Genomic DNA, 22,428 nt, shown 5'->3' on the forward strand with positions numbered 1-22,428 from the left:
GTGCGCATTCTACAATTGATAGATAGTTTGGCTATTGGTGGCGCAGAACGTATGGCGGTTAATTATGCCAATGCATTATACGATAGGGTTGAAGTCTCTGCTCTTTGTTCTACCAGACAAGAAGGGCTTTTAAGGGAGTTGATTAAACCCGAAGTGCCTTATTTGTATTTAGCGCGGAAACGCCGCTTAGATGTAGCTGCTGTATTTAGATTAAAGCGTTTTATTAAACAACATCAGATTAAAATCATTCATGCGCACGGAAGCAGCTATTTTATAGCTGCTCTGGTTAAGCTAATGACTCCGGGACTTAAATTGATTTGGCACGATCATTATGGGAACAGTGAATATTTGGAGGATCGTAATACGGGGTATCTTAAGCTTTTTAGTACATTATTTGATGCTGTTTTTTCGGTAAATAAGAAACTAGCAATTTGGGCAAAACGAACTTTGAAGGTTGAAAAAACCTTTTACATTAAAAATTTTATTGCTGAAGCTCTACCTTATGACACCACTGAAAATTTTCGAGGGGTGCGCGGAAAACGATTGGTTTGCGTAGCGAATTTGAGGCCTCAGAAAAACCATCATCTGCTCATAGATGCTTTTGAAAAGTTACTTGAAACAGATCCCGAGTATACGTTACATTTATTCGGAGAAGCACCTGACACGCTGTATGCAAAATCCATTTTGCAGCGGTTAAAAGAGCATCCATTTAAAAGTTCTGTCTTTTACCATGGGCTTTATTTAAAAATGTCGGCTGTTTTACCGCATTTTGATGCTGGAGTATTATCTTCAAATTCGGAAGGTTTGCCTTTGGCCTTATTGGAGTATGGACAAGCTGGACTTGCTGTAATCACTACAGACGTCGGGCAATGCAAGCAGGTGCTGGATGATGCTGGGATTTGCGTACCGCCAGAAGATAATGAAGCATTTGCTTCGGCTTTACTTCATTTGGAAGAGAATCCTTTAAAAACGCAGCAAAAACCCAAAATATTTCAAAATAAAGTGCAAGAACATTATGGAGCTCCGTCAATCTTGACTGAAGTACTTTCTATTTATGCTCAAATTATTTAAAAACTATAACAAGCGGTATTTGCAACTTATAGGGCTCCACGTCGCTATTGGTTTTGCTATATACTTGTTTCGGTTTTTGGGTTTATTTTACTTTTTAGGGTCTATGGTCTTTTTCATTTTATGGATTTTTCAATCTGGAAATAAGCAAAATCAGGCACTTTTAGCAGCAGCCTATATGACTGCGGGGGAGGTGTTTTTCAGGATGACTGGTGGAAGTTTGATTCCTTGGGAAGCGGGGAAGTATTCGGTAATCTGCTTTATTTTGATCGGTTTGTTTTTTAGTGGTACTTCAAGGAAATCCGCTCCATATTGGTTGTATTTATTGTTGTTGATTCCGGGAGTATTGTATGCTGCTGAAACCCTAAATTTTGATACTAATGTGCGTAAAGCGGTCATTTTCAATTTGAGCGGACCGTTCTGCTTAGGAATTTCGGCGTTGTATTGTTATGATCGCAAAATATCTAAACAACAGTTTCATCATCTTATTTGGGCTCTATTGATGCCGGTTATTGCCCTTGGAGTTTACCTTTTGTTTTACACCCCTGATACTCGGGAAGTACTAAATGGTACCAATTCTAATTTTGCGCTTTCCGGTGGATACGGTCCTAATCAAGTGGCTACGGCGCTAGGAATAGGAATGTTTGCTTTGGTGGTTCAGCTTTTTGTGAACAGTAAAAACAAGCTTATCTTTTTTATTAATTTGGGTTTGCTGATGTTCTTGACTTATCGAGGTATCATCACGTTTTCTCGTGGTGGAATTTTTACTGCAGCTTTGATCAGTCTGGCATTTATTGTTATGTATTTCCAGGGAGTTTCGAGTAAGAAGCGCAATGCCATCTCTTTTTATTTGGTGATCTTAGGAAGTGCTATCGCAATCACGTGGCTGATTTCCTCGGTGCGCACCATGGGACTTATTGATTTGCGCTATGCCAACAAAGACGCAGCAGGACGAATTAAAGAAGATCTAACTACAGGCCGACAGGAGTTGGTTACCTCTGAACTTACTTTTTTTATGAATAATCCGGTGATGGGTATTGGTGTAGGGAAAACCAAAGAATACCGTGAAGAAAAACTAGATATTTTGGCGGCTTCCCACAATGAGATCAGCAGATTGCTTTCTGAACACGGCGTTTTCGGACTTATAGCACTACTGATTTTACTTGCAGCACCGTTATTCTACCGCATCGGAAACCGGAAAAATTATCTATTTTATTCCTTTTATGGGTTTTGGTTTTTAACAATCAATCACTCCTCTATGCGGGTTGCGGCACCGGCTTTTCTATACGCCTTAGCCCTTTTAAATGTAATGCATGAGCCAAAGAATACTGTACCTCGGCAACAAATTAGCCAATAAAGGTTTTACGCCCACCGGAATTGACACACTTGGTCCAAGACTTGAGGCTGAAGGTTTTCTGTTGCGGTATGCGAGTGATAAGAGAAATAAAGTTTTGCGGTTACTTGCCATGCTTTGGGCGGTTTTCAAAAGTCGAAACTGGGCCGATTATGTATTGATCGACACCTATAGCACACAAAGTTTTTGGTTTGCGTATTGTAGTGGGAGATTATGCTCTTTGTTAGGCTTAAACTACATTCCTATTTTACACGGTGGAAATCTTCCGGAGCGGCTTAAAACGAGTCCGAAGGCTTCTGAAATTTTATTTAGAAACGCCTATATCAATGTAGCGCCATCAGCTTATTTAATGGACTGTTTCAGCAAAAACGGATTCCTTAAGGTTACTAATATTCCCAATACGATCGATCTAAGCCTGTATCACTTTAAGCAACGAAAAACTATTCAGCCTAAACTATTATGGGTGCGCTCTTTTGCTGAAATCTACAATCCGTTGCTTGCTGTACGCTTATTTCATTTCCTACACTTGAAATACCCTGCTGCCGAATTGTGTATGGTAGGACCTGATAAAGACGGCTCACTTGAGCTTTGTAAAGCCGAAGCCGAACGTTTAGGGATCACCGTGCGCTTTACCGGTAAACTATCTCGGGAGGCTTGGTGTACTTTGGCAGCCTATTATGATCTTTTTATCAATACAACCCATTTCGACAATACTCCGGTGAGTTTGTTAGAAGCGATGGCGCTAGGACTTCCTGTGATTTCTACTAATGTGGGAGGGATTTCGAAACTTATAACTGATGATCAAAATGGTTTGCTGGTTGCCGCTAATGATGAAACTGCTTTTGTAAGCGCAATAGAGCGGTTGTTACATCATCCAGAATTGGTAGAACGTCTTACTACCCGCGCATATCAGACTGTGCAAACTTTTAATTGGGAGGAGGTAAAGCAGCAATGGCATAAGCTGTTGTCTTAAAATGCGTTATCTTTGAAAGACCAAACAGCCCCCTTGATGTCTTGGATACCTAATATTCATTTTGAAATTTCAGAGCGCAAGATCCTTTTGCGCATTTTAGATCTGGTTGCTATAACCCTAACTTTAGTTTTGGTGTATAGCCTTTTTCAATTTGACTACCTTAAGATCAGGTACAGTAGGTGGGGTTGGGTGTTTGTATTATGGCTCTATTATACTGTTTTTGCTGCGATTTTTGAGCTTTACGATTTACAAAAAGCAGCTTCCTTTCAGACTACTTTAAAGAATATTCTTTTGACCGTTTCTACAACGGTTTTGTTTTTTATTCTTACTCCGTTTGTAACCCCTGTTTTACCGGAAAACAGATTGCAAATCCTACTCTTTTTTGCTTCGATGGTGGTAGGTTTACTGGTGTGGCGGTTTGCGTACATCAGTTTAATTTCGGCTCCGCGATTCAATAAGCGTATTTTAGTAGTAGGGAACAGTTTTGATATCAATCTCATTGCCGAAAATCTTCATAAGGCAGATCCCAATTATCGGGTAATCGGTTTTGTAAATACTGATGAAATGCAAGCAAAAGATTTTGACCGAAGGTTGAAAGCCATTGAAGTTGCTAACCTGATCAAATCCATTAAAAGATATTCGGTTTCCGAAATTGTTGTGGCAAGCGCTGCGCAAGGTGTAGGGGTTGAGTTGTACAATAAGTTGCTGGTGCTACTTGAGCGTGGTTTTCCTATCCGGGAATACACGCAAGTCTATGAAGAGATCACGCATCGCGTACCCGTACAGCACGTAGAGCGGGATTTTTATAAATATTTCCCGTTTAGCAGAAGTAATAAAAACCGATTTTATCTTTTTATCAGCAGGCTTTTTAATGTGATTTTTGCACTCTGCGTGATGTTCGTTAGTCTGTTTATTATTCCTTTAGTTTTTATAGGGAATCTTATGGGTAATCGTGGTCCACTTTTCTATACTCAAGAACGTGTAGGCCTTAACGGCAAGCCTTTTCACATTCTTAAATTGCGCACAATGATCATAAATGCTGAGGCGGAAGGAGCTCAATGGGCCAGTAGAGCTGACCGCCGCATAACGCCTTTTGGCAAGATCTTACGCAATCTACGAATTGATGAAATTCCGCAATGCGTGAATATTCTTAAGGGTGAAATGAGTCTTATTGGTCCGCGGCCGGAGCGTCCTGTTTTTGTGCAGGAACTTTCAGAGAAAATTCCTTTTTATCAAATTAGGCATACGGTAAAACCGGGTTTGACCGGTTGGGCTCAGGTGCGCGGCAGATATGCAGAATCAATAGATGACACGTTAGAGAAATTGCAGTATGACTTGTTTTATATCAAGCACCGCAACCTCTTTCTTGATTTGAATATTTTGCTGAAAACCATCAGTACAGTTTTATACTATCGCGGTCAATAGCTACACTTGGGTTACTCGACGTTTTATGAAGAATGAAAGTATTAATAGAAGTAGAACAGGAATAAAAGCGAGTCTGGCAAGATAATCTCCAAAGCGTACATAAAAAGTCAACGTCTTGTTGGCATTGAGCGTACCTTTTAAACTTCCACGGAGGCCGTACCCCAATTCTTTGATCAGTTCGCCTTTTTGATTGATGAACGCTGAAATGCCTGTATTTGCACTCCGGGCAATGCTTCTTCGGGTTTCAATGGCACGAAGGCGTGCATAGTTCAAGTGTTGTTTGTGACCTTGGGTATCGCCCCACCAGGCATCGTTAGTGATGATGGCTAAAAATTCTGCTCCCTCCTTAACATAATCGGTAACAAAAGCTCCGTAAACCGATTCATAACAAATCACCGGTCCCACTTTAGTGTCATTACTTCCCGTAAAAGCAACGCGATTATCTTGTGTTGTTTTCATAGAAACCGTTCCGCCCAGATCGAGCATAATATCTCCTAAAAGCGGCTTTAAAACGTTTTGATATGGAAAGTTTTCAACACCAACCACTAATTTACTTTTATGATAAATCTGAATGCTGTCTTGTTGATTTAGCAAAAAAGCCGAATTGAAAAAATCTGCCCAAATGGGATTTCCTATGCGGTCTTTGCCAACATAATTTGAAGTTGGTAAGGTAGCGGCTTTGTCATTGTACACCCGGTAAAATTGAATTCCGGCTAAGTAATTAAGGTTGGGATAGTCTTCTAAAAATTGCTGTGCTTTTTGCCTTTCTGCACTAAAGGCAAAACTGCGAAGATCAACTCCGGCGCCTTCCGCCAGAACCGTTTCAGGTGCGATCAAATAATCGGTTGAGGAGGTAAGCGTCTTGGAAGCTTCCTCAAAAAGCAAGTCGGCTATTCGCTCGTTTGTAGTGTTGTATTTTTCGGTATAGGGGTCAATATTGGGTTGCAATAACACCACCTCAACAGGATTTTCGGTTTCGGTATAATTCAATAAAATTAACTGACTTATCCCTATAGGAATAAGGATCACAGCCGCCACAATGGCTAGTTTGACGCTCAATATTCTTCGATTTTTTCTTTCGGCGTAAGCTAAAATTCCTTTAAAGATCAACGCATTAACAAGCCATACCCAAAGTGTTCCGCCAAAAGTCCCGGTATATTCATACCACTGAATCAATCCTGTATAGGTCGCGAATGCATTGCCCAAATTCAGCCAGGGCCAGGCAAACTCCCAGTTGAGATGCATAAACTCAAAAAGCATCCATAAAGCACCAAGAAAGGTTAAGCTGAGGCTGATTGAAAATCGCTTGCTGATTCGGGAATAGAGCATCCAGACTAAGGTCATAAGTAGGGAATTGGCTAAAACCGCAAACCACATCCCGAATCCCGTAGAGTTGTAAAGCCACCAAGTCGTGATGATGTTAAAAATGAAAAAAGCTAAATAGGAAAGTCCGAAAAGTTTTAGTCTTGGGCGCTTAACGTCAGAAGTGTTCAGATTGCGTGTGGCAAATAATAAGGGTACAAACCCAAAAAATAATAAGAGCGGAAATCCGTAAGTAGGCCAGGCTAGTGCGAGGAGTAAACCGGTAGCGCATGCCAATAAAAGGTTTTTCATAACAGCGTTCTAATGCATAGGCAAGTTAAAGCAACCGCAATTTATAACGTAAATACCAACTCAAAAATATAGATTCACGTGTGTTAAACCTATTTAAAAGCAAGGGCGCACTCTTCTATTTGTGATTAACTTAGAGCAAAAACCAACTATGCGAATTCTTATCACCGGAGCGACGGGATTAATTGGCCAGGCGCTTACTAAACAGTTGCTTCGTGCAAACCACGAAGTCCATTATTTAACTACAAGTCCGGATAAAATTGAAACAAAACCCAATTACAAAGGCTTTTTATGGAATACCGCCAAGGGCCAATTAGATGTAGCCTGTTTAAAAGGGGTAAGGACCATTGTGCATTTAGCCGGGGCGAGTATTGCAGAACGCTGGACCGAAGATTATAAAAAGACTATTTTAGAAAGCCGAACCCAAACAGCTCAATTACTTTTTGATACTTTAAAAAGCAATGAACACGAGGTAAAACATTTTGTTTCGGCTAGTGCCATTGGCGCATATCCTTCTTCAAGAACGCAATTGTACACCGAAGCATTTGAGACGTATAATCCGGGCTTTTTGGGAACGGTGGTAGAAGCCTGGGAAGCTTCAGCAGATCAATTTAAATCTTTAGGGCTTAAGGTTTCTAAAGTTAGGGTTGGAGTCGTATTGGCTGAAAACGGCGGTGCGCTTGAAAAGTTGATTCAGCCTATAAACTATTATGTGGGCAGTCCTTTAGGTGACGGAAAACAGTGGCAATCTTGGATTCATTTAGATGATTTAGCCGGAATATTTAAAACAGTTATTATAAATGCCTATGAAGGAATTTACAATGCGGTAGTACCTGCGCCGGTCACTAATGAAACCTTGATTAAGGAAGCTGCTACGGTTTTAAACAAACCGCTTTTTATGCCTAAGGTTCCTGCATTTATGCTCAAGTTGATCTTAGGAGAAATGGCAGCCATCGTACTAGAAAGTCAGAAAGTAAGTTCGCAAAAAATAGAGCATAAAGGCTACATCTTTAAGTTTACTCAATTGAATAAAGCACTTAAAGACCTTCTTGAAGATTAGAATATTTGGTAGTTTAAGAAAATAGAAGACATAAAAAAACCGGCATTTAGCCGGTTTTTAGATTTTAAGAGCGTTACAAATTACATTTGCTGGTTAGCAACAATTGTAAATTCTAACTCAATATCATCGTTGATGAATTTGTCACCTAAGTTATCAAAAACTGATTTAGAACCGTAGTTTACATTCCAATCAGTACGATCAATGGTAAATGGCTCAGACTTCAACGTCATTGTATTTCCTGATACTTCGTAAGTTACAGGGAACTCAATGTTTTTCTTAGTTTCTTTAAGAGTTAAGTTTCCAGACATCATTTTCTTTCCGTCTTCACCTTCAGTTACACCGGTGATTTCAAAAGCAGCAGTAGGGAATTTCTGAACGTTAAAAAAGTCACCTTCTTTACCTTCAACGGTTCCTTTTAAGTGATCTTCAAGACTTGCTTTCTGGTCTCCTTCTAAATCCTGAACAGTGATAGAAGTCATATCAATTAAAAAGCTTCCGCTGATTTGCTCGCCTTCAACACGAACTACACCAGATTCTAAGCCAACTACACCGTCGTGAGTTCCGGTAGGTTTTTCACCTAACCATTTAATTTCTGAAGCTTCTTTGTCTACCATGTATTTGGTAGCCTCTGCAGTTGCTTCAACAGCAGCTTCTGCTTCTGCAGCTTCGGTTTCGTTTTTATTTTCGTTCTTACAAGATACTACAGCTGTAAATAGCGCAGCCATAGCAAATAGCGATAAAAATTTGGTTTTCATTATAAATACTTTTTTAGTGTTAATTGAGAGGTCAAAAATAGCAGAAACATTGAAAATTGCTCTTAAATAAACTATAAAATATATCGGTGACATTTTGACATTTTTATAGAATTGGCAGTACTTTTGCCTTTTGCAAAGCAAATTTGATATACCATGAGTTCAGAAAATAAAGAAGAAATTCTTCACGAGAACGAAGAGAATAACGCACAGGATGTGCAAGATGCAACGCAGGAAGCTCAAAATGAGCCTGCAGCTGCAGAAGATATAGCAACAGATGAGGACGAATTGGCAAAATATAAAGCCGATTTAGAAAAGGAAAAAGACAAGTTTTTACGTCTTTTTGCAGAATTTGAGAACTACAAACGTCGCACCAGTAAGGAGCGTGTTGAGCTTTTTAAAACTGCAGGTCAAGAAGTGATGCAGGCTATGTTGCCGGTGCTTGATGATTTTGATCGCGCAATGGTGGAAATCGAAAAAGCTAAAGACAAAAACCTTCAGAAAGGAGTTGAGCTGATCAGCAATAAGCTGCGCGAAACGCTAAAGACAAAAGGTCTTAAGCAAATGGAGGTGCAAGCTGGTGATGCATTTGATGCAGATGTACACGAGGCGATCACTCAAATTCCTGCACCGCAGGAAGATCTTAAAGGAAAGATCGTTGATGTGGTAGAGAAAGGCTACGAGCTTGGGGAGCGTATCATACGTTATCCTAAAGTGGTTGTAGGCCAGTAATTGTAGATGAATTTTAAAGATTGAAGAAGAGATAGGGATGAAAGAAGATTATTACGACATACTAGGCATAAGCAAGAATGCGACTGCTGCAGAGATTAAAAAAGCGTATCGTAAGAAAGCGATCAAGTATCACCCAGATAAAAATCCGGGAGATTCTGAGGCTGAAGATATGTTTAAAAAAGCAGCAGAGGCCTACGAAGTCTTAGGAGATGAGAACAAGCGTGCGCGCTACGACCAGTATGGTCATCAAGCCTTTGAAGGCGGTGGCTTCGGCGGTGGCGGAGGTATGAATATGGACGATATCTTCAGTCAGTTTGGTGATATTTTCGGAAGTGCTTTTGGCGGCGGGGGCGGCTTTGGTGGTTTTGGCGGTGGCTTTGGTGGTCAGCGTAGAACTAAGGGAAGCAACCTGCGCATTCGCGTAAAGCTAACGCTTGAGGAAATTGCCAACGGTGCCGAAAAGAAAATCAAAGTTAAGCGTAAAAAGCAAGCTAGCGGAACTACTTACAAAACCTGTTCTACGTGTAACGGAACCGGGCAGGTAACACGGGTTACCAATACGATTTTAGGTAGAATGCAAACCGCTTCGCCGTGTACGGCCTGTGGTGGTAGCGGTCAGATGATAGATTCTAAACCAAGCGATGCGGATGCGCAAGGAATGAGGACCGAAGAAGAAACGGTTTCTATTAAAATTCCTGCCGGAGTAGTAGATGGGATGCAATTAAAAGTTACCGGAAAAGGTAATGAAGCTCCAGGAAACAACGGAATCGCGGGAGATCTTCTTGTGGTTATTGAAGAAGCAGAACACGAGACCTTGAGCCGTGAGGGTGATAACCTGCATTATGACTTGTACATCAGTATTCCAGAAGCTGTATTGGGAACAAGTAAAGAGATTGATACCGTTACCGGAAAAGTGCGTATTAAGATCGAAGAAGGTGCGCAAAGCGGAAAAATATTACGCTTACGCGGAAAAGGTATTCCTTCAATAAACGGTTATGGTAAAGGAGATTTACTGGTACACGTAAACGTGTGGACACCAAAAAACCTTAAGAAAGAACAACGTGAATTTTTTGAAAATATGCTAGACGATGAGCACTTCTCACCGCAGCCACAACAGGAGGACAAATCCTTCTTTGAAAAGGTAAAAGACATGTTTTCTTAAATTTTAAGATGTTATTAAGAAAAAAGTGTATATTTGAATATCACTAATCACTAGTTAGTGATATTTTTCTTTTTCATAGCAATTTTTTTCCCATCCTTGATTCACATTAAGGGTGGGTTTTTGTTTTAGGGCCTTGGTATACCGGTTTTTGATACTAAAAAATTCTTAACTGACCTTTGAGGTCTATGGTTTTCAATATCTTTAGCCTTTATTGGCACAGCCAAAGGGTGTAATGCCCCATCCCGATAGTTATCAGGATGATACGAAATTAAAATTTGTTCGCAACGAATGCCTTATGGGCTTGCCCCGAGGTAGTTTACTACAAACTTCTATGACAGACCTTTTAGTCGCTGACCATATTCATAAAAAATACGGGAAATATACCGCTCTGAACGATCTTTCTATCCAAGTTCCAAAAGGAAGTGTTTTTGGTCTTTTAGGGCCTAATGGAGCCGGTAAGACGACACTTATACGCATCATTAATCAAATCACCATGCCAGATACCGGTAAAGTATATCTGGATGGGGAAGCCCTTGATCAAAAGCATATTATCAATATTGGGTATATGCCAGAAGAGCGTGGGTTATATAAATCGATGAAGGTTGGGGAGCAGGTAATTTACTTGGCGCGACTTAAAGGGCTAACTAAAGCCGAAGCTAAAGAGCGCAGTAAATATTGGTTTGAGCGCTTGGGAATGACGGACTGGTGGAATAAAAAAATCCAGGAGCTTTCTAAAGGGCAGGCGCAAAAGGTTCAGTTTATTGTTACGGTATTGCACCAACCTAAACTGCTCATTTTTGATGAACCTTTTAGTGGTTTTGATCCTATCAACGCGACTTTGATCAAAGACGAAATTCTAAAATTACGCGACGACGGGGCAACGATTTTATTTTCTACCCACCGTATGGAATCTGTTGAGCAAATGTGTGATCATATCGCATTGATGCACAAAAGTAATAAAGTGCTAGATGGGCGTCTTTCTGATATAAAAAGAGCGTATCGCACCAATACGTTTGAGGTGGGAATTCAGACCGCAGATGACAGTGTTCAAAGTCTTGAAGTGCTCAAAAAAAATGTGCTTGAAAGTGCGCACGACGATTGGCAACTGCAACCCGCAAGTTTTAAAACCATCAACGAACACGACTTAAAACTTCAGGTTAAAATTCCGGAAGGCTTAAGTCCGAATGATCTTTTAGGTTTTCTGGCCAATAAAGGGACGATCAACCATTTTGTTGAGGTGGTTCCGACAGCAAATGATATTTTCATCCAAACGATAAATGCAAATTAATGGGTTCTTTAGCATTAATAATCAAGAGAGAATATAAAGCCCGCGTAAGCAATCGCTCGTTCATTATCATGACTTTTTTGAGTCCGTTGATTGTCGTTGGGATGATTATGTTGATCACGTATCTAACGCAACTCAATCAGGCAGGAAAACAAACCATTGTGGTTGTAGATGAAAGCGGACTTTTCTATAAAGATTTTGAGAGCACTGCAGAAATTGATTATCTCGATCTGTCGCCGCAAGGTCTGGATACCGCTAAAGACCTGGTGGAAGAACAAAATTATTTCGGGCTTTTATACATTCCTGAAAATGTAAAAAAGAATACTTCTGGCGTACGTTTTTATGGTAATGAAGCACCGGGAATTTCAACAATTGAAAGTATTGAAGAGCAAATTGAAACCAAACTCACTAACGAAAAACTTTTAGATCGTGGCGTAGATCTTGACTTGATCGACGCCTCAGAAACCTTAGTGTCTATTACTATTGAAGATTTTTCAGGCGAGCGCACTTCAAAAATATCAAATTGGATTAAAGCCGGTTTTGGTGGTGGCGCAGGATATTTGCTTATGATGTTTATCATCATTTATGGCAATATGGTGATGCGCTCGGTAATTGAAGAAAAAACAAACAGGATCATTGAAGTGATCATTTCTTCGGTAAAACCTTTCAAACTGATGATGGGTAAAATAATGGGTACTACGCTGGCAGGGATTACGCAGTTTATGATCTGGTTGCTTATAGGTGGCGGATTGCTCACCTTTTTAACGCTTTTCTTAGGCTTAGATGCCAATACTCCTAATGCAGCGATGGGCGGGATGGCCACAACAGATCTAGATAAAATTGAATTGATTTTGCTAGATGTGCTCAATCTGCCGTTATTGAAACTTGCGTGTTTTTTCCTTATTTATTTTATAGGAGGTTACTTTTTATATAGTTCTATTTACGCGGCAATTGGGGCAGCTGTTGATAGTGAGACCGATACCCAGCAGTTTATGTTGCCTATTATTATGCCGCTGATGCTGGCGATTTACGTAGGCTTTTTTGCTGTGATCGAAAATCCTGACGGTTCTATAGCAACAATTTTCTCGATGATTCCGTTGACGTCGCCAATTGTGATGTTAATGCGTATTCCATTTGGAGTGCCGTGGTGGCAGCTGGCACTTTCCGTAGGGATTCTCATCGCGACATTTATTTTTACCGTATGGTTTGGTTCAAAAATATACCGTGTAGGTATTCTTATGTATGGTAAGAAACCCACTTATAAAGAAATTTTAAAGTGGATTAAGTACTAAAATGATTCAGGAAGAGGTAAAAGAAACCGTAAAGGAAGGCGCTGAAAAAGTAAAGGACGTCATTGAAGAAAATGTGTGGGGAACCATACAAGATTTTCTCAACTTGGGTATCCATTTTAAGACAGGAAACACGCCCATAGATTTTACAGTTGGTCATTTGCTGCTGGTAATTCTTGCATTTATTGTGGCCACCGCCGCTTTGCGCTTGATACGTAGTTTTATCACGCGGAATATGGACCTGGAGAATGAGCTTAAGTTTAAAAGCATTTTTAAGTTCATCAGGTATATTGTGTATGTAATTGTCGTGGTGATCACCTTAAGCGCTTCGGGAATTGACGTTACGGTATTGCTTACAGCTTCCGCAGCTTTATTTGTAGGTTTAGGTCTTGCCTTACAGGATTTATTTACAGACATCATTGGGGGTATTTTTATAATGGTCGATAAGTCGCTCTCGGTAGGAGATGTGATCGAGATCGACGGAAAAGTAGGCCGTGTTTTTGAAATTAAGCTGCGTACCACCCGAGCTTTAACCCGAGATGATAAAGTGATCATTATACCTAATCATCACTTTATTAATGAGATCGTATTCAATTATACCCAAAACCATAAAACCACTAGAGAAACAGTTAAAGTAGGAGTCGCCTATGGAAGCGATACCCAGCTTGTGCGTAAAATATTATTAGACTGTGCCGGCAAACAGAACGGGGTGCTTAAAAACCCAAAACCAACTGTGCTTTTTGAAGAGTTTGGTGATTCTTCGTTGAATTTTGGAGTATTCTTTTTTATCAATGACAGTTTTTCAGACCCGCGGATCAAGAGTGAAATCCGTTTTAGGATTGATGAGGAATTCAGAAAGAACAACATTACGATTCCGTTTCCGCAGCGCGATGTTCATTTTTACCCAACCGAAAACCAATAAGAACCCTTTTTATGACGAAATATATTCTAGTACCTGTAATGCTTGTTGCGATGTTTACGATGCGATCGCAAACCACAGATATTGCCAGGGTAGAATATATGCATATTCCGTTTAGTAATTCGAACAATTCGGTTGGTCGGTTTAGGGCTTTGTTGCAAGTACCGATTCCGTTAGATAAAGAGCTTAATAACATTCTGGTAGCCGGTTTTGAATATCGAAACACCCATATTGATATTAAAGATGCGGTTCCTGATGGTTTCAATGTGCAAGATGTGAGCACACTGCACCGTATTTCGGCGTATGCAGGTTATGTATGGCGGTTTAAAGAGCATTGGGTATTCGGCGTAAAAGCCGGTGCACGTATTAACTCTAATATCGCCGGGACTTTAGTGCCTGATGATTGGATCTATACAGCTTCAATTTATGCGATTAACGATATGAAGAAAAATTCACCCACAAAACCCTACCGCTGGATTTTTGGATTGGACTATTCTTCAACGCCGGGGCGTAATTTTCCGCTTCCGCTAGTCAATTATTACAGAGAATTTCATCCTAACTGGACGTACACTTTGGGTGTGCCTAAGACTAATGTGCGGCATTATTTAAATGACTCGCATAAAGATGCATTGCAAGCTTTTGTGTCCCTAGATAACTTTTTTGCTAATATTCAGAACAATATGATCATTGATGGTCGTACCGCCGAAAACATTTCAATGACTATCATTATGGGCGGGTTAGGCTACGAGCATTATTTTACAGAGCATTTGCTATATTACGCTTACGCCACGCACTCGATTAGCAATGATTTTAGGTTGCGCAATAATGACCGGGACGATATTTACACGATTAATAGTGACAATACGTTTTATTTTAGAACCGGTGTGAAATTTAAATTTTAAGCATGTCAAAAATTTTAATCATAGAAGATGAAGCCGCAATACGCCGCGTGCTTACCAAAATCTTAACCGAAGAAAATAAAGCCTATCAGGTTGAAGAGGCCGAAGACGGTCTCGCCGGAATGGAAAAGATCAAAGATCAGGATTATGATCTGGTGCTTTGCGATATCAAAATGCCTAAAATGGATGGTGTTGAGGTGCTTGAAGCCACAAAAAAAATAAAGCCCGAAATCCCAATGGTGATGATTTCCGGGCACGGTGATCTGGATACTGCGGTGAATACGATGCGTTTGGGAGCCTTTGATTACATCTCAAAACCACCGGATTTAAATAGGTTACTAAATACTGTGCGCAATGCTTTAGATCGAAAAAATCTTGTTGTTGAAAATACACGTCTAAAGAAAAAAGTAAGCAAGCAGTACGAGATGATCGGTGAGAGTGAACCTATTGCCAAGATCAAAGATATAATTGAAAAAGTAGCGCCTACCGAAGCACGCGTCTTGATCACCGGCCCTAACGGTACCGGGAAAGAACTCGTTGCACACTGGCTGCACGAAAAAAGTGACCGCGCAAAGGGACCAATGGTTGAGGTCAACTGTGCGGCGATTCCGTCTGAGTTGATCGAGAGCGAACTTTTTGGTCACGTTAAGGGTGCGTTTACTTCAGCAAATAAAGATCGTGCCGGAAAGTTTGAAGCCGCAAACGGCGGAACCATCTTCCTTGACGAAATTGGAGATATGAGTCTTTCGGCGCAGGCTAAGGTGCTGCGCGCTTTACAAGAAAGCAGGGTGTCTCGCGTAGGTAGCGATAAAGATATTAAAGTGGATGTGCGGGTACTCGCAGCGACCAATAAAGACCTAAAGAAGGAGATCGCAGACGGAAAATTTAGAGAAGACCTCTATCACCGTCTGGCAGTGATTTTAATTCCGGTACCACCGCTTAATGATCGAAGAGATGATATACCGCTTTTGGTAAATCATTTTGCAAATAAAGTAGCCGGCGAGCAAGGCACCGCAGTTAAGAATTTTACAGGTAAGGCGGTAGAAAAACTACAGGAATACGATTGGACGGGTAACATACGCGAACTGCGTAATGTAGTAGAGCGCCTAATAATATTAGGAGGCAGCGAAGTCTCTGAAGAAGATGTACAACTCTTTGCCAGCAAATAAAAAGTAATACCAATACCATCGTTTATGAAAGCTTCAGACTATCAAATCACCGCACCCATAAAACTAGCCGATCTTAAAACCCACGAGGATTTTGGTAAGACCAAAGAACTCGAGCAGGAGTTGGATGAGGTGAGTAAGAAGATTGCAGCTATTCAGAATGCGATGTACGCCCACGGAAAATATGCTGCGCTGATCTGCATTCAAGGAATGGATACAGCCGGAAAGGACAGCTTGATTCGCGAGGTTTTTAAAAATTTTAATGCCCGTGGTGTGGTCGTGCATAGTTTTAAAACACCAACTTCTCTAGAACTGGGACACGATTATTTGTGGCGTCATTACATCGCATTGCCGGCCAGAGGTAAGGTGGGCGTTTTTAATAGAACGCATTACGAGAATGTTTTGGTCACGCGTGTACATCCGGAATATATTTTAAATGAAAATATTCCCGGGGTCAATGATGTTTCAGATATTGATGAAGCTTTTTGGGAAAAGCGTTTTGAGCAGATTAATAATTTTGAAAAGCATATTGCTGATAATGGAACAATCATTTTTAAATTCTTCCTGCACCTTTCAAAAGAAGAGCAAAAGCATCGATTATTACGCCGCTTAAATAAACCCAACAAAAACTGGAAGTTTTCAGCGGGCGACCTCAAAGAGCGTGCGCTATGGGATGAATACCAGCAGTGTTACGAAGATGCGATCAACAAAACCTCTAAATTTCACGCGCCTTGGTATATTATTCCGGCAGATGATAAACCTACCGCACGCCTGATTTTAGCCAATATTCTTCTAGAAAAGCTTTCCTCGTATAAAGACATTGAAGAGCCAGAACTTGATGAGAAAACAAAAAGCAATATTGACGCCTACCGCAAACAGTTGGAATCAGAATAACGGCTGAGAACTTCTAAATATCCACTCCATATTTAATGAAACTATCAAAAATCGGCACGGAAGTGGCGATTTTTCTGTTTAATCGCATAAATACCGCGAGAGAATATTATTTTTAGGACTCATCTAAAAACACAACTAATTTTGAAAAGAATTTTTCTCTTTGTCATGTTGTTTGCAGGGTTTCATTTGGTTTCTGCACAAACAACTAAAGACTCTTTGCAATTGCGCAATTTTTATGATTTATCGCTTTTAGACGGCAACAGTTATGAGTGGCTTGACGAATTATCTAATGATATCGGAGCACGTCTAAGCGGAAGTGCCGGCGCTGAAAAAGCCGTGCAATGGGCAAAAAAAGAACTTGAATCTATCGGACTGGATAAAGTATGGTTACAGCCGGTGATGGTCCCAAAATGGGAACGAGGCGCGCCAGAAAAAGCACACATTAAAGGACCAGATGGTAGCATCGATGTGCCTGTTTGTGCTTTGGGAGGCTCCATCGCTACGACTGCTGACGGTGTCACCGCTGAGGTTGTGGAAGTTCAAGGGATAGAGGATCTGGCAAAATTTGGCGAAGCCCAACTAAAAGGTAAGATCGTTTTTTATAACCGTCCTATGCAGGCCGATCTGATTCAGACGTTTTCTGCTTACGGTGGTTGTGTAGATCAGCGTTATTCTGGAGCGCGAGAAGCGGCAAAGTACGGTGCCGTGGGCGTTATTGTACGCTCCATGAATCTAAGAATGGACGATCTTCCGCATACCGGTTCTATGTCTTACGGCGACTTGCCTAATGACAAGCGTATTCCGGCAGCGGCGATAAGCACTAATGGTGCGGCGCTGTTGAGTAAACTGCTTAAAAAAGACAAAAACACGCAATTTTATCTAAAAATGAATTGCAAAAATTATGAAGAAGATGTGCCTTCGTTTAATGTGATTGGTGAAATCACCGGAAGTGAAAAGCCTAATGAATTTATGGTTGTAGGTGGTCATTTAGACTCTTGGGATCTAGGTGACGGAAGCCACGATGATGGTGCCGGTGTGGTGCAAAGTATGGAAGTATTGCGTTTGATGAAAGCTGCAAATTATAAACCGAAGCACAGCATACGCGTCGTTCTTTTTATGAATGAAGAAAACGGATTACGCGGTGGTACTGAATATGCAAAAGTGGCGAAGCAAGAAGGCGAGAAGCACGTTTTTGCTTTAGAAAGTGACGCCGGTGGTTTTACACCTCGCGGATTCTCTTTTGATGCTGATAAAGCCAATTTTGAGCAGGTTCAAAATTGGATCCCGTTATTTAAACCGTATTTAATTCACTTTTTCGAATTAGGCGGAAGCGGGGCAGATGTTGGTCCGTTAAAAGAAGAAGGCACTGTTCTGGCAGGATTACGTCCTGATTCGCAGCGTTATTTTGATCATCACCACGCTTCTAATGACACTTTTGATGCGGTAAACAAACGAGAATTAGAATTAGGTGCAGCGACGATGACCAGTCTGGTTTATCTTTTTGACAACCACGGTGTGATTCCTCCTATAACTAACGAGAAGCCGCTTAAAGACTAAGATTGTTGTTAAACTTCTACTAAGTAAAGACCTCGTTTTCACGAGGTCTTTTAATTTTATAGCAAACCAAACTAACAACTAAATCATGGCAATTTTAGGTTCGCTTATTAAAGGCATCATTGATATTTCAGATAAGGTAATTCCGGAGTCTAATCCGTTAGATGAGCAGCAGGAAGTTTTAAAATCTTTGCTTAAAAAAGCCAAAAACACACAGTTTGGAAGCTTCTACAGTTTTGAAGCTATTTTAGAGTCAGAAAATCCGGCAAAGACCTTTGCGGAAGAAGTTCCGTTTTTTGATTATAACAGCTTAAATGAAGAATGGTGGTCCAAGTTGCACGATGGGGAAAGTGATGTTACCTGGCCGGGAATACCGCATTATTTTGCGTTAAGCAGTGGTACCACCGGAAAAAGCAGTAAGCGCATCCCGGTGACTGATGAGATGGTTGATGCTATACGTATGGCAGGGATCAAACAGGTAGGAGCCTTGGCGCATTTTGATCTGGAACCTGATTTTTTTGAAAAGGAAATTATGATGCTGGGAAGTTCTACTAATCTACAAGAGCGCGATGGTCACGAAGAAGGCGAAATTAGTGGAATAAGCGCGAGTAATATTCCATTTTGGTTTAGAGGCTATTACAAACCCGGAGAAGATATTGCAAAAATCGATGATTGGGATGAGCGTGTGCAGCATATTGCAGAGAAGGCCGAAGAATGGGATATTGGAGCCTTAAGCGGTATTCCAAGCTGGATTGAGCTAATGCTAGAGAAGGTTATTGAGCATCATAACTTGAATAATATTCACGAGATCTGGCCAAACTTGCAAGTGTACACCTCAGGTGGTGTTGCGTTTCAGCCGTATGAAAAGAGTTTTAATGCACTTCTAGGGAAACCCATTATCGTGATTGATACCTATCTGGCTTCCGAAGGCTTTATCGCTTTTCAAGCAAGACCTGAAACCGATGCGATGAAATTGGTAACCGATAACGGTATTTACTTTGAGTTTGTGCCTATGAATCCTGACTACATCAATCAAGACGGTTCTATAGTGCAAGATGCGCCTGTGGTGGGTCTGGCAGATGTAGAAGAAGATCAAGATTATATTTTAATTATTTCTACGGTTTCGGGAGCTTGGCGTTACTTAATTGGCGATACCATTGCTTTTACAAATAAAGAACGCGCAGAAATTAAAATTACCGGGCGGACCAAATTTTTCCTGAATACGGTAGGTTCGCAACTATCGGTAAATAAGATGGAAGCTGCGGTGCAGGAACTTGAGGAACAATTTGATATTAAAATTCCGGAATTTACTATCGCGGCAAAACGCAATCCCGAAGATGATGAGTTTTACCATTATTGGTATTTGGGAACCGAAACTTCAGTTTCTAATGAAGAACTGGCAGACGCTTTAGATAAAAGTTTGCAGGAAGCCAATAAGAATTACGGTGTCGCACGTAGCAAAGCGCTTAAAGGCGTTTTTGTTAACACGGTGAGTCCTGAGATTTTCTATGAATGGAGTGGCGCCAACAAGAAAAAAGGCGGACAAGTAAAAATGGAAAAGGTGATGAATGAAGAAAAGTTCGCCGAATGGGAAGCCTTTGTAAAAGAACACGCTTAAACTTCGAGTTCTTCTTCTAGATTTTTATTTTCATTAATTAAAAGCATAATCTCTTCCGGAGAAAGGTAGAGGCGTTTGATACGCGCTTTATATTTTGCTGAAATATGGGCGTGATTCAGGATAAAGTCTTTAGTGACTAAAATATATTTACCCATACCGTGCGAGACAGCAAAGGTGTCTGCTGCACGTTCTGCTTCTCTGATGAATTTTGGAAAATATAAATATTTTAAGCCAAACCAAATCAGTCCCAGACTGCTTCGGTTTTTATAATCCATAATATGGCCCAGTTCGTGGCCAATCCATCCAATTAGAACATCAGAAGGAATATCAGTGATCTTGAACGATTCGGTTTCAATCTGAATTTTTTTACTTATAAACACAAAATATTTCCGCTTTGCGCGCGGATTCAATAAAGAACTGAATGCCGGTTGCGCCTGCATCGTAGACTTTTTTATATCCTTCTTAAACCGAAACGCTATAGGTGTTTCTGCTAGTTCGGGGTAATACGAGAGGGCCACTTTAATTTCTTGGGCAAGAACATCTGGTATTTCTTTATGTGTCAGTTCGGGATCGTTGTGCATAGAATGGTAAAGATACTCATAGCGCTCGCCTTGGGCTGTTAATTAGTTTTTAAAATGCATTCCCGGTTAAATTTAGAATAAGGTTCATTTTGGGTACAACTGTTCTTGAACTTAAATCTTACTTTTGCAGTCCTTAAAAAAATACCGTCGTGCTATCAATTTATACTAAAGAATTTCGACAAAATTTAAAGATCGCTTATCCCGTAATGCTGGGACAATTGGGACATATTCTTGTCGCTTTAGCCGATAATCTTATGGTTGGGCGTTTGGGTGCTGCCCAACTGGCAGCTGTTTCTTTGGGGAACAGCCTTATATTTATTGCACTCTCGCTAGGTATAGGTTTTTCATTCGCGATCACGCCTTTAGTTGCTGAAGCTGATGGTGCAGGCGATACACAAACTGGTCGCAATTATTTCCATCATGGGATCGTGATGTGTGCCTTAAATGGTATTTTGCTTTTTGTTTTATTGCTGCTGGCCAAACCTATTTTGTACTATCTCGATCAGCCTGTCGAGGTTGTGGAACTGGCCATCCCGTATATGGATATTGTGGCGTTTTCATTGATTCCGTTGATGGTGTTTCAGGCATTTAAACAGTTTGCAGATGGCTTGTCAAACACGCGCTATGCGATGTACGCTACTCTGGTTTCTAATGTAGTTAACGTACTTTTTAACTTTCTCCTGATCTACGGCTTCTGGATCTTCCCGCGTTTGGAGTTGGTGGGTGCCGCTTATGGAACCTTGATCTCGCGCTTCTTTATGCTATGGATGCTGTATTATATTTTAAGCCGAAAAAAGAAGTTTCAACCGTATTTTGTGTGGACAAGACGGAAAGCGTTTCAGCTTCCTATTTTTAAAAAGCTTTTTGATCTGGGCTTTCCTACGGCAATGCAAATGTTGTTTGAAGTGTCGCTGTTTACTTCGTGTATTTTCCTTTCAGGAATATTAGGGACTAATGCTCAGGCGGCAAACCAGATTGCACTCAATCTTGCGGCGATGACGTTTATGATCGCGGTGGGGCTTGGTGTTACGGCCACTATTAGAGTGGGGAATCAAAAAGGGAAGGCAGATTTTGAAAATATGCGTCGCATTGCATTCTCGCTGTTCCTACAGGTATTTTTGATCGAAGCGGTTTTTGCCGTTGGTTTTATTTTGCTTAAAGATATCCTACCAACTTTTTATATAGACAATGTTGAGGTGATCGCACTCGCGGCTCAGTTGCTTATAGTTGCGGCACTTTTTCAATTGAGTGATGGTTTGCAGGTGGTGATCCTGGGGGCATTGCGCGGATTGCAAGATGTGAATATCCCCACTTTTATTTGTTTTATCGCCTATTGGTTAATTGGCTTTCCGGTGGCTTGGTATTTTGGTCAGGAAGATCAGATGGCAAGTCAGGGAATTTGGTATGGTTTGCTTGCGGGGCTTAGTGCTTCGGCGGTGTTGTTGTATATTCGTTTTATTTATTTAAGCCGAAAACTAATCCATCAAGTTTCCGAAGGAAAAACTACAGCAGGCTAATTATGAACGAACTCCTCACAGACCAAATTTTTGAAAATCACAATTTTGCCGAAAATCCACTTGTAGCAGATTTTGAAGATTGCGTATTCAAAAGTTGTGTTTTTGCTAAAGCCAATCTTTCAAAGCTTACATTTACCAATTGTACGTTTGAAAACTGCGATTGGAGCGCTGCGAAACTAGTACAGACGGCCTTTCAGGAATGCGAATTTTCATCGTGTAAAATGCTGGGGATTGCCTTTGAAGCGTGCAATACTTTTTTATTTCAGATCTATTGTGCACAATGCACACTTGATTTTAGTAGTTTTTATCAAGTTGATTTGAGTTCGTCTCAATTCAGCCAATGTCAACTAAAAGAAGCCGATTTCACTGAAGCTAATCTTTCGGGTGTATTTCTTGACGAATGCAATCTTGCAGGAGCCACGTTTGACCAAACCAATCTGGAAAAAACTGATTTTTCTTCCGCGGTACATTATGAACTCAATCCTGATGAAAACAAAATACGCGGGGCGATCTTCAGCAAAGAAGGTTTAGCAGGATTACTCAGTAGTTACCACATTAAAATTGTTTGA

The 22,428-nt window shown here is 40.7% G+C and carries 20 protein-coding genes; 17 read left to right on the forward strand and 3 right to left on the reverse strand.

Annotated features, from left to right (window positions below; translation table 11 throughout):
• From BUA96_RS12835 to BUA96_RS12850, 4 genes are read left to right on the forward strand one after another with little or no spacing between them, the layout of a single operon-like run.
• Positions 1-1,071, forward strand: a complete 1,071-nt coding sequence (locus BUA96_RS12835) for a glycosyltransferase (RefSeq protein ID WP_072983663.1) — start codon at positions 1-3, stop codon at positions 1,069-1,071.
• Positions 1,055-2,425, forward strand: a complete 1,371-nt coding sequence (locus BUA96_RS12840) for an O-antigen ligase family protein (RefSeq protein ID WP_072983665.1) — start codon at positions 1,055-1,057, stop codon at positions 2,423-2,425. The genes BUA96_RS12835 and BUA96_RS12840 overlap by 17 nt, the downstream gene beginning before the upstream one ends.
• Complete coding sequence (locus BUA96_RS12845; protein WP_072983667.1) at positions 2,382-3,395, forward strand: glycosyltransferase family 4 protein; 1,014 nt, start codon at positions 2,382-2,384, stop codon at positions 3,393-3,395. The genes BUA96_RS12840 and BUA96_RS12845 overlap by 44 nt, the downstream gene beginning before the upstream one ends.
• A 36-nt stretch (positions 3,396-3,431) precedes the next feature.
• The gene (locus BUA96_RS12850) at positions 3,432-4,820 is read left to right on the forward strand and encodes an exopolysaccharide biosynthesis polyprenyl glycosylphosphotransferase (RefSeq protein WP_072983668.1); all 1,389 of its coding nucleotides are present in this window, start codon (positions 3,432-3,434) and stop codon (positions 4,818-4,820) included.
• Here the strand turns inward: BUA96_RS12850 and lnt are convergent, their stop codons facing one another.
• The gene (gene lnt, locus BUA96_RS12855; RefSeq protein ID WP_072983670.1) at positions 4,821-6,434 is read right to left on the reverse strand and encodes an apolipoprotein N-acyltransferase; all 1,614 of its coding nucleotides are present in this window, start codon (positions 6,432-6,434) and stop codon (positions 4,821-4,823) included.
• Between the two features lie 148 nt (positions 6,435-6,582).
• Between lnt and BUA96_RS12860 the strand changes: the two genes are divergently transcribed.
• On the forward strand, positions 6,583-7,491 hold the full coding sequence (locus tag BUA96_RS12860) for a TIGR01777 family oxidoreductase (protein WP_072983892.1): 909 nt from the start codon (positions 6,583-6,585) through the stop codon (positions 7,489-7,491).
• Between the two features lie 80 nt (positions 7,492-7,571).
• Here BUA96_RS12860 and BUA96_RS12865 read toward each other — a convergent pair whose 3' ends face one another.
• Entirely contained in the window at positions 7,572-8,246 is a 675-nt protein-coding gene (locus BUA96_RS12865; protein WP_072983672.1) for a YceI family protein, read from the reverse strand.
• A 153-nt stretch (positions 8,247-8,399) separates the two neighbouring features.
• Between BUA96_RS12865 and BUA96_RS12870 the strand changes: the two genes are divergently transcribed.
• The 10 genes from BUA96_RS12870 to BUA96_RS12915 all read left to right on the forward strand — a co-directional run bounded on the left by BUA96_RS12870 (position 8,400) and on the right by BUA96_RS12915 (position 19,761).
• Positions 8,400-8,975 carry a nucleotide exchange factor GrpE gene (locus tag BUA96_RS12870; RefSeq protein ID WP_072983674.1) on the forward strand — a complete coding sequence of 192 codons (576 nt, stop codon included), beginning with the start codon at positions 8,400-8,402 and terminating at the stop codon, positions 8,973-8,975.
• A 37-nt stretch (positions 8,976-9,012) separates the two neighbouring features.
• Positions 9,013-10,137, forward strand: a complete 1,125-nt coding sequence (gene dnaJ / locus BUA96_RS12875) for a molecular chaperone DnaJ (protein WP_072983676.1) — start codon at positions 9,013-9,015, stop codon at positions 10,135-10,137.
• A gap of 331 nt (positions 10,138-10,468) precedes the next feature.
• A complete protein-coding gene (locus BUA96_RS12880) occupies positions 10,469-11,425 on the forward strand; it encodes an ABC transporter ATP-binding protein (protein ID WP_072983894.1) in 957 nt (318 codons plus the stop codon).
• Positions 11,425-12,714 carry an ABC transporter permease gene (locus BUA96_RS12885; protein WP_072983677.1) on the forward strand — a complete coding sequence of 430 codons (1,290 nt, stop codon included), beginning with the start codon at positions 11,425-11,427 and terminating at the stop codon, positions 12,712-12,714. The genes BUA96_RS12880 and BUA96_RS12885 overlap by 1 nt, the downstream gene beginning before the upstream one ends.
• Before the next feature lies 1 nt (position 12,715).
• Entirely contained in the window at positions 12,716-13,633 is a 918-nt protein-coding gene (locus tag BUA96_RS12890) for a mechanosensitive ion channel family protein (RefSeq protein WP_072983680.1), read from the forward strand.
• Positions 13,634-13,644: 11 nt separating this feature from the next.
• Positions 13,645-14,532: a hypothetical protein gene (locus BUA96_RS12895; protein WP_072983682.1), complete on the forward strand. Its 888-nt coding sequence runs from the start codon at positions 13,645-13,647 to the stop codon at positions 14,530-14,532.
• A 2-nt stretch (positions 14,533-14,534) separates the two neighbouring features.
• Positions 14,535-15,698 carry a sigma-54-dependent transcriptional regulator gene (locus tag BUA96_RS12900; protein ID WP_072983685.1) on the forward strand — a complete coding sequence of 388 codons (1,164 nt, stop codon included), beginning with the start codon at positions 14,535-14,537 and terminating at the stop codon, positions 15,696-15,698.
• A 24-nt stretch (positions 15,699-15,722) separates the two neighbouring features.
• Positions 15,723-16,589, forward strand: a complete 867-nt coding sequence (locus BUA96_RS12905) for a PPK2 family polyphosphate kinase (RefSeq protein WP_072983687.1) — start codon at positions 15,723-15,725, stop codon at positions 16,587-16,589.
• A 165-nt stretch (positions 16,590-16,754) separates the two neighbouring features.
• A complete protein-coding gene (locus tag BUA96_RS12910; protein WP_072983689.1) occupies positions 16,755-18,146 on the forward strand; it encodes a M20/M25/M40 family metallo-hydrolase in 1,392 nt (463 codons plus the stop codon).
• A gap of 85 nt (positions 18,147-18,231) precedes the next feature.
• Complete coding sequence (locus BUA96_RS12915; protein WP_072983691.1) at positions 18,232-19,761, forward strand: GH3 family acyl-acid amido synthetase; 1,530 nt, start codon at positions 18,232-18,234, stop codon at positions 19,759-19,761.
• On the opposite strand, the gene BUA96_RS12920 is transcribed toward BUA96_RS12915, so the two are convergent.
• Positions 19,758-20,342, reverse strand: a complete 585-nt coding sequence (locus BUA96_RS12920; protein WP_072983693.1) for a hypothetical protein — start codon at positions 20,340-20,342, stop codon at positions 19,758-19,760. The two genes, BUA96_RS12915 and BUA96_RS12920, sit on opposite strands and share 4 nt — an antisense overlap.
• Positions 20,343-20,548: 206 nt before the next feature.
• Between BUA96_RS12920 and BUA96_RS12925 the strand changes: the two genes are divergently transcribed.
• Both BUA96_RS12925 and BUA96_RS12930 read left to right on the forward strand, forming a co-directional pair.
• A complete protein-coding gene (locus tag BUA96_RS12925; RefSeq protein WP_072983695.1) occupies positions 20,549-21,859 on the forward strand; it encodes an MATE family efflux transporter in 1,311 nt (436 codons plus the stop codon).
• A 2-nt stretch (positions 21,860-21,861) separates the two neighbouring features.
• Positions 21,862-22,428, forward strand: a complete 567-nt coding sequence (locus BUA96_RS12930; RefSeq protein WP_072983697.1) for a pentapeptide repeat-containing protein — start codon at positions 21,862-21,864, stop codon at positions 22,426-22,428.

Source organism: Leeuwenhoekiella palythoae (genome assembly GCF_900130045.1).
Lineage (GTDB): Bacteria > Bacteroidota > Bacteroidia > Flavobacteriales > Flavobacteriaceae > Leeuwenhoekiella > Leeuwenhoekiella palythoae.